This window comes from Halorussus marinus (genome assembly GCF_004765795.1).
GTDB lineage: Archaea > Halobacteriota > Halobacteria > Halobacteriales > Haladaptataceae > Halorussus > Halorussus marinus.
Genome location: NZ_SBIV01000001.1, coordinates 285,863 through 298,569, shown reverse-complemented (window position 1 = coordinate 298,569; position 12,707 = coordinate 285,863). Strand labels below are relative to the sequence as shown.

Here is a 12,707-nt window from a genome sequence, read left to right as displayed (position 1 = left end):
TCGTTCGGTCCGTATCAGTGTACCTGTTCCTGATACTCTCGCGGGAACTCCCCGCGAGCCGACATCGACCCGACCGCGAGGCGACGATTCCGGGGCGATTCCCCCGGCTTTTCAACCCCTCCGTCCTAACGCCGAGCCGATGGAGTACGGACAGGAGCGGATCGCCACCCTCCACGACCTGACCGCGAGCGTGCCCGACGCGCCGACCGACCGCGCGGCGGTGGTCGTCCCGATGACCGAACGCGAGTACGCGGGGCTGGCCGCCGAGCGCGTCCTCTCGGAACTGGAGTCGGTCGCGCCCGGACGGGTCGTAGTGGCCCTGCGCGCGCCCGCCGCGAAAGTCGAGGCGTTTTGCGAGTGGCTCGGGGGGTTCGACCTCCCGCTCGACGTGGTGTGGTGTAACGGCCCCGGCGTGACCGAACTGCTCGCCGACCGGGGGCTCGACGGGGCGGCGGGGAAGGGCCGGGACGTGTGGCTGGCGCTTGGCACCGCCGCGGACACCCACGAGTACGTCGCGGTCCACGACGCCGACGCCCGGACGTACGAGGGCGCGGACGTCGCCCGCCTCCTCTTCCCGCTCGGGAGGGGCTACGACTTCTCGAAGGGCTACTACGCGCGGGTCGAGAACGGCCGGCTCTACGGCCGGCTCTGTCGACTGTTCTACGCGCCGTTGATCCGGGCGCTGGCCGACGAGACCCCCGGAGCTCCGATCCTCGACTATCTCGGAGCGTTTCGGTACGCGCTGGCCGGGGAGTTCGCGGCGACGAGCGAGTTCGTCCGGGCGGTCCGGGTCGAGCGCCACTGGGGGCTGGAAGTGGGGACCCTCGGCGAGGCGTTCGCCCGGGCCGGCTTCGAGGGCACCGCGCAGGTGGACCTCGGGCGCTACGAGCACGACCACCGGGCGGTGTCGGGGCCGACCGGACTCTCGGACATGAGCGAGGGCGTCGGGGCCGCGCTCCTGCGGGCGGTCGAGGCCCACGGCGTGGCGCCCGACTACGAGACCCTGCCCGATCGGTACCGCGAGGCCGGCGCGGACCTCGTCGAGCAGTACGCCGCCGACGCCGGGTTCAACGGCCTCGAGTACGACCCGGCGGTCGAACGCGAGCAGGTCGACACCTACACAGAGGCGATCCGGCCGCCGGGCGCCGACCGACGCCTGCCCCGGTGGCGCGAGGCCGAGCTGGCCCCCGAGGACGTGATGGCGGCCTCCCGGTCGGACCTCGCGAACGTCCGGGAGTGAGAGACCGACGGGTACACAAGCCCCGGCGCCAACCCCCACACATGACCGAACTCGACGTGGAGCCGGTCGACCGCATCGACGAGGCCGGCGTGCCCGCCGGCGTCGACGCCCCCGAGTACGTCCTCTACGGCGGGAAGGGCGGCGTCGGCAAGACCACCATGGCGGCCGCGACGGGGCTGGCGAGCGCCCGGGACGGCACCTCGACGCTGGTGGTCTCGACCGACCCCGCCCACTCGCTGTCGGACACCTACGAGACCGCGATTCCGGCCGACCCCGAGCGCATCCGGGAGGACGTGCCGCTGTACGCCGCCGAGATCGACCCCGACGAGGCGATGGCCGAAGGCAAGGGGCTGATGGGCACCGCCGGCGGCCCGACCCCGGGCGGCGCCGGCGGCCCGGGAACCGACGAGTCGGCCGGCGACTTCGGGGGCGACGCCGGCGGTCCCGGCGGCCCGGCGGGCGGGCTCGGCGGCCTGCTCGGCGACGAGAATCCGCTGGACGCGCTGCTCGGCGGGCCGATGCCCGGCGCCGACGAGGCCGCCGCGATGCAGAAACTGCTGGAGTTCATGGACGACGACCGGTTCGAGCGCGTGATCGTCGACACCGCGCCGACCGGCCACACCCTCCGCCTGCTCGAACTCCCGGAGCTGATGGACACGATGGTCGGACGCATCATGAAGCTCAAACAGCGCTTCGAGGGGATGATCGAGGGGATGAAGGGGATGTTCGGCGCCGAGGAGGTCGACCCCGAGCAGGGTCTCGACGACCTCGAAGCGCTCAGCGAGCGCGTCGAGCGCCTCCGATCGACCCTGCGGGACCCGGCCCAGACCGACTTCCGGGTCGTGATGGTGCCCGAGGAGATGAGCGTCCTCGAGTCCGAGCGACTGCTCGGCCAGCTCCGGGAGTTCGGGGTGCCGGTCGGCACCGTGGTGGTCAACAAGGTGATGGAGGACCTGACCGACGTGGTCGAGCCACGCTCGAACGCTAGTCAGACCGAGTCCGACGGCGCCTCGGCGGGCTTGGACTCGGCGGCGTTCGTCTCGCCGAACCTCGACACCTGCGAGTTCTGCCAGCGCCGGTGGGAGGTCCAGCAGGACGCGCTCGCGGCGGCCCAGGAGGTGTTCCGGGGCCACGACGTCAAGCGCGTGCCCCTGCTGGCCGACGAGGTCCGGGGCGAAGAGATGCTCGGGCTCGTTGCGGCGTGTCTCGACTGACTCTCAGTCGCCCAGCGGATTCTTCGCGATCACCGACGTCGCCAGCCCGTAGAGTTTGTCCCGGAGCGACGCCGGGACGAACCGCGCCAGCACCGACAGCTTCGCGGCGCGCCCGACGGGGTAGCGGGCCGCGGGGTCGGTGACGTTCGCGGCGTCGAGGATCGTGTTCGCGACCTCCCGGGGGTGGATGGCGCCGGGACCGCCGCCGCCGACCGCCTGCGAGTCGTCGAGGATCGCGTAGAGGGAGTCGTAGGCGCCCGACCGGTCGAGCCCCTCGATCTCCGAGGCGGCGCGCTCGACGAAGGCGGTGTCGACCGGGCCGGGCTCGACCAGTACCGCGTCGATGCCGTACTCGGCGACCTCGGGCCGGAGCGCGTCGGTCAGCCCCTCCATCGCGAACTTCGACCCGGAGTAGACGCCCATGCCAGGCACCGAGAGCCGCCCCGCGACGCTGGAGACGTTGATGATGCGGCCGGCGTGTCGCTCGCGCATGTGGGGCAACACTTCCCGAACGAGCCGGTGGGGGCCGAACACGTTCACGTCGAACTGGCGCTCGACGCTCTCGGTCGGGACGTCCTCGATCGGGCCGAGCTGGGCGTAGCCGGCGTTGTTGACCAGACAGTCGATGCGGCCCGCCTCGTCGACGATCCGGTCGACGACCCGCTCGATCTCGTCGGGCTCGGTCACGTCGAGGCTGGCGACGTTACAGCCCGCCTCGCCGAGCGTTTCGATGTCGGCCGGATTTCTCGCGGTCGCGTACACGTCCCAGCCGTCTTCGAGGAACGCGTGTGCGGTTTCGCGGCCGATACCCGACGAACAGCCGGTGATCAGAACTGTTTCGGTCACAGGTCCACTGTCGAGGCGCGGACAGTTAACTCTCCTCGCTTTCGATCTCCGCGCGGACCGACGCTTTCACCTCGTCGGCGTAGGCGTCGGCCCGGCGGGTGGGCTCGGGGAGCTTGTAGCCCGCACAGAGCGCCGCGACGAGGTCGGTCGCCGTCTCGGCGCCGACGCGGTGGCCCGGGCTGACGTACAGGGGGTTGACGTGGCGCGTCTCCGGGTTCGGGTACTGTCGGGACTGGTAGGCGTGGCCGATGATCGTTCCCCGGGGCGCGGTGACGCTGTCGTCGGCCTCGATCGGGACTCGCCGGCCCTCCGGGAGAGGGTCGTCGAGGGGTTCGCGCGGTCGGCCACAGAGCAGGCTCTTCGCGACTCCGACCGCGGGCAGATCGAGGGTCACGCCGACGTGGGTGGCGATGCCGGCCTCCCGGAAGTGGATGCGCCCGCTCCCGTCGACAACCGCGAGGTCCGGTTCGACCGACAGCGCCTCGAAGGCCGCGAGGATCGCCCCGCCCTCCCGAAACGAGAGCAGTCCCGGGATGTAGGGGAGTTCGGTTGGCGCGACCGCGTGGACCCGTTCGATCACCTCCCCGCCCCTCGAGGCGACGATCGCGCTCACCGCCCGATCGTCGACGAACGCCTGATCGACGCCGGCGACGACGGGCGGATCCGGGGAGGCGTCGCGGGACTCGCCCGCGCCGTCGTCCCTGTTCTCGCCCGCGTCGGCGAGTTCGGTCTGGTCGGGCGCGGTGGTCTCGGCCGCGATCGCCGCCGGGGCGAACGCGAGGTCGTCGGCGAACGTCGCGGCGTCGGCGATCTCGCGCTGGAGCCGTTCCATCGCCTCCCGGGAGAGCGACGCGTCGGGGACGAACTCGGGGTTGACTGGCGTCATGAGAGAGCCGAGGAGCCGAGAGTAGTTAGAACCGACCGCCGGGACCGCCCGGACCGCCGGGGCCGCGACCGGGGCCGCCGCCACCGCCGAGCTGGATCTCCTGTGGGGCGCGCTCGCCCTCGCGTTTGAGCTTCGCGCCGTAGGCGAGCCCGATCGCGACGCCCGCGAGGTGGGCCACCTGCGCGACCCCGCCGGCGCCGATGCCGCCGGCCGCGCTCACGAACGCCGAGTAGCCGACGAACAGCGTGGTCGCCAGCCAGAGCGGCATCGGGATGACGAAGTAGAGGTATATCGTGAGGTTGGGGTTCAGAACGGTGAGCACGCCCATGACGGCCGCGATCGCGCCGCTGGCGCCCAGCACCGCCGCGGTGTCGCCCATCGCGAGCGACACCCCGACCTGTGCGAGCCCCGCCGCCGCGCCCGAGATCAGGAACAGCGCGGCGAACTTCCGGCTCCCGAGTCGGCGCTCGACGACCGGGCCGAAGAAGTAAAGCACCAGCCCGTTCACGAACAGGTGGCCGACGCCGCCGTGGGAGAACGTCGAGGTGAGCCACGTCCAGACGTAGAACACGTTCTCGGTGTTGAGGGTGAAGACGTCGTACCACGTCTGAGAGCCGACCGCCACCCCGACCAGCGGCGGGAGCACGTACTGGACGGGGAACCACAGCACCATCGCCGCGAGGAACACGTAGGTCATGTTCCCGCGGAAGTAGCCCAGCGGCCCGCCGGGACCGGTGTCGATGCCGATGCGGTCGGCGACGCCGCCCGACCCGCCGGGGTCGTTCACGCTGTCGTCGAACCCGCTGTCGAACACGCCCTTCGGGTCGTTCCATTCGTTGAGCCCGGGGCAGTCGTGGCTCTCGGGGAGGCGATGGTCCGAACAGTAGGTGCCGCCACAGCGCCGACACTCGTACGGCATGTTTTCGTGCTCGCCGCACGCGTCACACTTCGCCATTGGGGGAGTCTTTGGTTCGGGTCTTGAAAGGGATTTGGGTCTTGAGGGTTCCGGCCGCGACGGCGCCTCCCGGCCGACCGCGCGGGACCGAGCCCGCGTGCGGAAATCGCTCGACGGTGGCCAAGTCCCGCCTGACTCGACGGCCTCCGGATCGCCCACCGTTCGACTGGCTCGGGGTCCGGCGCCGTAAACACTTATACGATCGACCGCTGTGACGTAACATACCGATGTGTCGGGAGACGAAGCGCGAGCCGGCGTGGGTGTCCGCGATCCGGCTCGCGATGTTGGAAGGGCGCGTCGACGTCGAGAGCGTGGTCGAGGAAGCCAATTTGGTGGCGGGCCGCGAGCGGACGGTCCGGGACGTACTGGCGAAGATGTGCGACCGCCGACTCCTGCGGGCGGTCGACGGCGCCGAGGACGCGTACGTCCCGGGGCCGGTGTTGCTCGAATCCGACCGCTTCGACCTCGATTTCGAGCGGGCGTCGGACGGCGGCGCCCACCGGTGGAACTCGGCGGTCTGAGCCCGCTTGTTACGTTCACCCGCCGAAGCCGTCCCGGCGGGCGCCGGAGCGGAGTCCCCGAAACTAGGAGCTGACATAGCGAAAGCTATGTGTACACTACGATCGAACGTGGCCCTGATGGGTAACCTCACCGACACCAAGGTCTCGGAGAAGAACCTCACGACGGTGCCGAAGCCGGTCCGGAACTTCCTCGACGTCGGTGTCGGCGACCGCGTCGAGTGGCACGTCGAGAGCGGGAACATCGTCGTCCGGAAAGCCGAGCGCGACGAGTGAGCGACCGGTCGCTCACGCGACGTCGTCGCCCGCGAGGTCGGTCGGTTCGTCGACGTCCCGGCGAACGCCGGGGTCCTCGACGGCCACGAGCGCGCTCGCCTCGCCCTCTAGTAGGATCTCTCGACCCCCGACATCGCCCGTGACGTCGGTCAGCGGATCGAAGAACCGTCGGTCGAACAGCACCGGATTTCCGCGTTCGCCGCGGTACGCGGCCGCGAGCGCATCGCCCGCGCCAGCGGCGTACGCGGCCGCGAGCGTCCGGACCGTCGCCGGATCGACGAACGGCATGTCGCCCAGCGCGACGACTGCGGCGTCGACGTCGGCCCGCTCGCGGATCGCCGCCACGCCGGTCCGGACCGACGACGCCTGCCCGTCCTCGTAGGCCGGGTTGTGAACCGTCTCGACCGGGACGTCCGAGACGGCGGCCCGGACTCGGTCTCGTTCGTGGCCGGTGACGACAACCACCGGGTCGAGCTCCGCCTCGACGAGCGTGGCCGCCGCGCGGGCGACGATCGGGTCGCCGTCGACGGTCGCCAGCAGTTTGTTCCGGTCGCCGTACCGACTGCTCGTCCCCCCTGCGAGGACGACGCCGCCGACCCGGGGCGAGTCGGGGGCGTCGGCGTCTGCCGGGTCCTCGAACGGGGGTTCGACCAGCGGGAGCCGACGGTCCCCCGAGCCCGCGTCGGTCATCGCTCGACGACCGGGTACGGGACGACCTCGACCCGTTCGCCCGCGTCGAGCGCGTCCTCGGTGAGGACGAAGCCGTCGGCCCGGGTCGCGCGCGTGCTCGACGAGAGGACGCTCGGGTCGAACGTGTCCTCGTAGACGGCGAGCGACGAGTCGGCGTGTCCGAGCGGCGTCGCCGTCCCGTCGTCGAGAGTGACCGGCACGGCGTACGCGAACCCCGGAACCGAGATGCCGACGTCGGCCGCCATCGTCGCGCCGACGCTGGGGAGGCTCGTACTCCCGGTGAAGTACGGCCGGGCGACCAGCGACGTGACCGCGTGGGCGCCCACCGGCTTGCCCGGGACGGCGAACGCGACGGCGTCGGGGAGTTCTGCGACCGCGATCGGCTTGCCGGGTCGGAGCCGGACGCGGTGAAAGCACACCTCGCCCACGTCCGCAAGCGCGCGGACGACGTAGTCGGCCTCGCCGACGCTCGTCCCGCCGGTCGTCATCACCACGTCGTGGTCGGCCGCGACCTCGGCGATTCGGTCCCGAACGCGCTCGAAGTCGTCGGGGACCGTCCCCTCGTAGGTCGCCTCGTGGCCCCACGCCCGGACGAGTCCGGCGAGCATCGGCGAGTCCAGATCCCGGTGTTTGCCCTCGTGGATCTCGGTCCCGGTCGCCAGCAGGCCGACCGAGAGGGGCTCGCGGACGGGTACCTCGTCGATGCCGAGGTCCCCGAGCAACAGCGCGTCTTTCGGGCCGAGCCGTTCGCCGGCCTCGAACAGCCGCTCGCCTTCGGTGACGTTGCTCGCCCGCTCGTAGACGTAGGTGCCGGGCGTCGTGGGCGAGCCCGACAGCCGGCCGTCCTCGACGGTCGCTTCCTCCTGTTTCAGCACCGCGTTCGCCGACGGCGGGAGCGGCGCCCCCGTGAAGATCCGGACCGCCTCGCCGGCGGCCAGCGACGGCGGTTCGTCGTCCGGGAACACCGGCTCGTCGACGAGGTCGTACGGGTACTCCTCCGCGGCGTCGAACGCGTAGCCGTCCATCGTCGCGTGACTCCGAGCCGGCACGTCCGCGGGCGCGTCGATCGGTTCGGCGAGGTCCCGTCCGGCGATCTCGGCGAGGCCGACCGTCTCGATCCCGCGGCGATCGAGTCGTCGTTCCCGGAGATCGGCGACCGCCGCCGCGCCCGCCTCCCAAGTGCGCATCTCGCCGTGATCGTGGCCGTCAGTCACGCTTCGTCCCCTCCAGTCGCGGTCCCGTCGGGTATCTATCCTCGTTTTTCAGTAACTTTATTACGGTGGTACGGCATAGCATATGGCGTGGTAATAGTATGCTCATAGTGGCGGGGTATAAAAGATGACGGTGTCGAGCGATCGATCGACGCGACCGAACGGAGGCGATCGCTGATGGAGTTCGAGGGCGAGTTCGAGCTCGAAGACGTACCGCCGGACAAGGCGTGGGTCGTCCTCTCGGACCCGATCGCGGTCCGGGACGCGCTGAAGGGGTGTCAGTACATCACGCCGATGGACGACGACTTCGAGTGGGACAGCTACGAGGCCGAGGAGGGCGTCGAGACTCTCCCCGAGGCGGACGCCGACGCCGTCGCCGACCGGGCGTTCGAGGCCGGCCGGGACTACGCGGCGCTGATGCAGGTCGGCGTCGGGAGCGTGAAACCGAAGTTCGAGACGACGGTCACTATCGAAGACCGCGACGACGAGACGTTCGAGATGACCGCCACGGGCTCGGGATCGGCCAGCAGCAGCGGTTTCAGCATGGACTCGGGGATGCGAATCCACGAGCTCGAAGACGGCGACGGCTCCCGGATCGAGTGGTGGACCGAGGCCGACATCTCCGGGCGGATCGCCCAGCTCGGCGGTCGGGTCATCAATCCGGTCGCCGACAAGATCGTGAACAACTTCTTCGGCGCCATCGAGTCGGAGATGACCGACGTCGAGGAGACCGACTCCGGCGTCACCGACAGGATTCGGGGGATGTTCTGATGAAATCCGCACCGTTCGAACACTACGAGCCGACGACGACAAACGAGGCGACGAGCCTGCTAGAGAGCCTCGACGATCCGACGATCCTCGCCGGCGGCCAGAGCCTCGTGCCGATGCTCCGGTTCCGGCTGGCGAACCCCGACGTCGTCGTCGACATCAACGGCATCGACTCGCTCGACTACCTCCGGGAGGAGGACGGCTATCTGAAGCTCGGGGCGCTGGCTCGTCACGCCGACGTCGAGGACTCGGACCTGATCGACGAGCGGTACGGGAGCTTCGCCGACACGGCGCCGCTCGTCGCCGACCCGCAGATCAGGAATCGCGGGACGGTGGCGGGGTCGGTCGCCCAAGCCGACCCGAAAGGCGACTGGGGAAGCGTCCTGCTCGCCCACGAGGGCGAGATCGTCGCGGAGGGCCCGGACGGCGAGCGCGTCATCCCGGCCGACGAGTTCTTCCTCCTGCCGTACGACACGACCCTCGGCGAGGACGAACTGATCACCGAGGTCCGGATCCCGACGCCCGAGCCCCGCGAGGGGAGCGCGTATCACAAGCTCAAGCGAAAGACCGGCGACTACGCGATGGCCGGGGTCGGCGCCCGGCTCGTGCTCGACGACGACGGTCGGATCGAGACCGCCGGGATCGGCATGACGGCGGTCGACATCACGAACGCGCAGGCGACCGACGCCGAGCAACACCTCGAAGGCGAGCGCCCGAGCGCCGACCTGTTCGAGACCGCCGGCGAGCTCGCCGCAGAAGCGTCGAACCCCGAGTCCGACGAGCACGGCGGGGCCGACTACAAAGAACGGATGGTAGACGTGCTCGCACAGCGCGCGCTCGGCGACGCCGCGGAGCGAGCCGGCGCGGTCAGACGGAAGGTGACACAATGACTGACGAAACCGAGATCACGCTGACGGTCAACGGCACCGAACACACCGTCGAGGTCGAGCCCCGACGACTGCTGGTCCACGCGATCCGCGAGGACCTGGACCTGACGGGCACCCACATCGGTTGCGACACCGGTAACTGCGGCGCCTGTACGGTGTTGAAAGACGGCGAACCGATCAAGTCCTGTCTCATGTTCGCGACGCAGGCCGACGGCGCCGAGATCCTCACCGTCGAGGGGATGGAGGACCTGCCCGCGGCCGACGACGACCTCCACCCGCTTCAGGAAGGCTTCAGGGAGGAACACGGCCTACAGTGTGGGTACTGTACGCCGGGGATGCTGATGGCCGGCAAGGCGCTGTTGGACGAGAACCCCGAGCCGGAAGAAGACGAGATCCGGGAGGCGATCAGCGGCAACCTCTGTCGGTGTACGGGCTATCAGAACATCGTGCGCTCGATCGAGTACGCCGCAGACGAACTCGACGCCCGGGCCGCCACCGACGGCGGGGCGGTCGCGGCCGCCGACGGCGAGCGTTCGGCCGACGCCGGCGGCGAGGCCGACACGTTCTGCGGGCTCGAAGACTGCTGTGGCGGTCCCGACGCGTCCGGCGGGGACCACGCAGGCGATCAGTTCGAGCGCGAGTACCTCGGAGGTGAGGAGACGTGAGCTCCGATCGCGAACGCGCGCCCGACGCCGACACCGAGTACCAGCACCCCGAAGACGACGGGCCCGAGCCCGAGAAACACTGCGGGCACGGCCGCGGCGGCATGGGCGAGGAGGTAAACCGCAAGGAGGACAAGCGGTTCATCACCGGCCGGGGCGACTACGTCGACGACATCAAAAAGCCCGGCATGCTCCACTGCGAGATCGTCCGGAGCCCGCACGCCCACGCCAGAGTCGAGGAGATCGACGGCTCGCGGGCCGAGGCGATGGACGAGGTCGTCGCGGTACTGACCGCCGAGGACCTGCTGGCCCACGACCTGGCGACGATGCCGACGCTGATGGACGACACCCAGGACGTGCTGGTCAACGAGAAGGTGAAGTTCCAGTCCCAGGAGGTCGCGGCGGTGATCGCCGAGGACCGCTACGCCGCGAAGGACGGCGCCCAGAAGGTCGAAGTCGAGTACGACGTGCTAGACCCCGTCGTCGACGCCGAGGAGGCGCTCGAAGACGACGCCCCGCTCGTCCGGGACGAACTGGACGATCAGGAGGACAACCACATCTTCGACTGGGAGACCGGCGACAAGGAGGAGACCGACCGGGTGTTCGAGGAAGCCGACGTCACCGTCGAGGAGGACATGCTCTACCAGCGGCTCCACCCCGCGCCGATCGAGACCTGCGGGGCTGTCGCCGACTGGGACCCCGGCAAGGACAAGATGACCGTCCACATGACCTCCCAGGCGCCCCACGCCCACCGGACCCTGTTCTCGCAGGTGTCGGGCATCCCCGAGCACAAGGTCCGGATCGTGAGCCCGGACGTCGGGGGCGGGTTCGGCAACAAGGTGCCGATCTACCCCGGGTACGTCGTCGCCGCCGCGGCGTCGTACGTGCTCGAAGAGCCCGTCAAGTGGGTCGAGGAGCGCTCGGAGAACATCCAGACCACCGGGTTCGCCCGCGACTACGACATGACGGGCGAACTCGCGGCCACCGAGGACGGCGAGATCAAGGGCGTGAAAGTCGACGTGCTCGCCAACCACGGCGCGTACAACGCCGCGGCCCAGCCCTCGAAGTTCCCCGCGGGGTTCTTCAACATCTTCACCGGCTCGTACGACATCGAGGCGGCCCACGGCTCGCTGACGGCGGCGTTCACCAACACGGCGCCCGGCGGGGTCGCCTATCGGTGTTCGTTCCGGGTCACGGAGGCGGTGTACCTCATCGAGCGCATGGTGAAGGTGCTCGCCGACGAACTCGACGTCGATCCGGCCGAGATCCGGCGGAAGAACTTCATTCCGTCCGAGGCGTTCCCCTACGAGTCTGCGACCGGGTGGAACTACGACTCGGGCGACTACGAGAAGGCCCTCGACAAGGCCCTCGAGATGGCCGACTACGAGCACTACCGCGAGGAACAACAGCGCCGCCTCGAAGAGGACGCCGACAAACTGATCGGAATCGGCATCTCCTCGTTCACCGAGGTCGTCGGCGCGGGACCGGGCAAGCAGTGTGACATCGCGGGCATCGAGATGTTCGACTCCGCGGACCTCCGGGTGAACCCGACCGGCAACGCCGTCCTCCGCGTGGGCGTCCAGACGCAGGGACAGGGCCACGAGACGACGTTCGCCCAGATCGTCGCCGAGGAACTCGGGATGGACGTCGACGACATCACGGTCGAGCACGGCGACACAGACACCGAACCCTACGGGCTGGGCACGTACGGCTCGCGGTCGACTCCGGTCGCGGGCGCGGCGGCGGCCGTCGCCGCCCGCAAGGTCCGGGACAAGGCCAAGTCCATCGCGGCCAACGAACTGGAGGCCGCCGAAGAAGACATCGAGTGGGACCGCGAGTCCGGCGAGTTCCACGTCGCCGGCGCGCCCGACCGCTCGATCACCATCACGGAGATCGCGGCCGGCGCCTACATGAACCACCCCGGCGGCGAGGAGCCCGGACTGGAGGCGACGAACTACTACGACCCGCCCGAGATGACCTACCCGTTCGGGTCGTACATCGTCGTCGTCGAGATCGATCGGGAGACCGGCGAGGTCGACTTCGAGAAGTTCGTCGCGGTCGACGACTGTGGCAACCGCATCAACCCCATGATCATCGAGGGCCAGATCCACGGCGGACTCGCACAGGGGATCGGCACCGCGATGATGGAGCACGTCACCTACGACGACAACGGCAACGTCACCGGCGGCGACTTCATGAACTACCTGCTTCCGACCGCAAACGAGATCCCGAACTTCGAGACGGGCCACACCGTCACGCCCTCGCCCCATCACCCGATCGGGGCGAAGGGCGTCGGCGAGTCGCCGACGGTCGGCTCGCCGCCGGCCATCGTCAACGCGGTCGTCGACGCGATGTCCGAGGCCGGGGTCAGCCACGTCGAGATGCCGATGACACCCGACGTGGTCTGGGAGAAGCTCGACGAGGTCGGGCTGAGCCACCAGCCCGCCCGGAACGTCGAGTTCAGCGTCGAGGACGGCGAGCACGCCGACGACTGATCGACGACGCCGACGCACCGACGGCGGGGCGACCGACGCCCCGCGCGAACCCCTGTGAA

At 69.9% G+C, this 12,707-nt stretch carries 13 protein-coding genes; 8 read left to right on the top strand and 5 right to left on the bottom strand.

The features are described 5' to 3' along the window. The first annotated feature begins 139 nt into the window (after window positions 1-139). The gene (locus tag EPY72_RS01610) at window positions 140-1,240 is read left to right on the top strand and encodes a glycosyltransferase family protein (RefSeq protein WP_135805356.1); all 1,101 of its coding nucleotides are present in this window, start codon (window positions 140-142) and stop codon (window positions 1,238-1,240) included. A gap of 41 nt (window positions 1,241-1,281) precedes the next feature. Then, window positions 1,282-2,454, top strand: a complete 1,173-nt coding sequence (locus EPY72_RS01605; RefSeq protein WP_135805355.1) for an ArsA family ATPase — start codon at window positions 1,282-1,284, stop codon at window positions 2,452-2,454. A gap of 3 nt (window positions 2,455-2,457) precedes the next feature. On the opposite strand, the gene EPY72_RS01600 is transcribed toward EPY72_RS01605, so the two are convergent. Genes EPY72_RS01600 through EPY72_RS01590 form a run of 3 tightly spaced genes read right to left on the bottom strand, consistent with a single transcriptional unit; the run spans window position 2,458 to window position 5,141 of the window. Next, a complete protein-coding gene (locus EPY72_RS01600) occupies window positions 2,458-3,300 on the bottom strand; it encodes an SDR family oxidoreductase (protein ID WP_135805354.1) in 843 nt (280 codons plus the stop codon). A gap of 25 nt (window positions 3,301-3,325) precedes the next feature. Continuing rightward, window positions 3,326-4,186 carry an endonuclease V gene (locus EPY72_RS01595; protein WP_135805353.1) on the bottom strand — a complete coding sequence of 287 codons (861 nt, stop codon included), beginning with the start codon at window positions 4,184-4,186 and terminating at the stop codon, window positions 3,326-3,328. Between the two features lie 25 nt (window positions 4,187-4,211). Continuing rightward, the gene (locus tag EPY72_RS01590; protein ID WP_134670724.1) at window positions 4,212-5,141 is read right to left on the bottom strand and encodes a rhomboid family intramembrane serine protease; all 930 of its coding nucleotides are present in this window, start codon (window positions 5,139-5,141) and stop codon (window positions 4,212-4,214) included. Window positions 5,142-5,368: 227 nt separating this feature from the next. Here EPY72_RS01590 and EPY72_RS01585 point away from each other — a divergent pair, with 227 nt between their 5' ends. Beyond that, entirely contained in the window at window positions 5,369-5,662 is a 294-nt protein-coding gene (locus tag EPY72_RS01585; protein ID WP_134670725.1) for a hypothetical protein, read from the top strand. Window positions 5,663-5,779: 117 nt separating this feature from the next. After that, window positions 5,780-5,935: an AbrB/MazE/SpoVT family DNA-binding domain-containing protein gene (locus tag EPY72_RS01580; RefSeq protein WP_209019592.1), complete on the top strand. Its 156-nt coding sequence runs from the start codon at window positions 5,780-5,782 to the stop codon at window positions 5,933-5,935. Between the two features lie 12 nt (window positions 5,936-5,947). Here the strand turns inward: EPY72_RS01580 and EPY72_RS01575 are convergent, their stop codons facing one another. Further along, window positions 5,948-6,625: a nucleotidyltransferase family protein gene (locus EPY72_RS01575; protein WP_135805352.1), complete on the bottom strand. Its 678-nt coding sequence runs from the start codon at window positions 6,623-6,625 to the stop codon at window positions 5,948-5,950. Continuing rightward, entirely contained in the window at window positions 6,622-7,812 is a 1,191-nt protein-coding gene (locus EPY72_RS01570) for a molybdopterin molybdotransferase MoeA (protein ID WP_135805633.1), read from the bottom strand. The genes EPY72_RS01575 and EPY72_RS01570 overlap by 4 nt, the downstream gene beginning before the upstream one ends. 201 nt (window positions 7,813-8,013) lie before the next feature. Between EPY72_RS01570 and EPY72_RS01565 the strand changes: the two genes are divergently transcribed. The 4 genes from EPY72_RS01565 to EPY72_RS01550 are packed head-to-tail and all read left to right on the top strand — an operon-like array spanning window position 8,014 to window position 12,648. Beyond that, complete coding sequence (locus tag EPY72_RS01565) at window positions 8,014-8,607, top strand: SRPBCC family protein (RefSeq protein WP_209019593.1); 594 nt, start codon at window positions 8,014-8,016, stop codon at window positions 8,605-8,607. Beyond that, window positions 8,607-9,494: an FAD binding domain-containing protein gene (locus EPY72_RS01560; RefSeq protein ID WP_135805351.1), complete on the top strand. Its 888-nt coding sequence runs from the start codon at window positions 8,607-8,609 to the stop codon at window positions 9,492-9,494. Before EPY72_RS01565 ends, EPY72_RS01560 begins: the two co-directional genes overlap by 1 nt. Beyond that, window positions 9,491-10,156, top strand: a complete 666-nt coding sequence (locus EPY72_RS01555) for a (2Fe-2S)-binding protein (RefSeq protein ID WP_135805350.1) — start codon at window positions 9,491-9,493, stop codon at window positions 10,154-10,156. The genes EPY72_RS01560 and EPY72_RS01555 overlap by 4 nt, the downstream gene beginning before the upstream one ends. Further along, complete coding sequence (locus EPY72_RS01550; RefSeq protein WP_209019594.1) at window positions 10,153-12,648, top strand: aerobic carbon-monoxide dehydrogenase large subunit; 2,496 nt, start codon at window positions 10,153-10,155, stop codon at window positions 12,646-12,648. Before EPY72_RS01555 ends, EPY72_RS01550 begins: the two co-directional genes overlap by 4 nt. The last annotated feature ends 59 nt before the right edge of the window (window positions 12,649-12,707 follow it).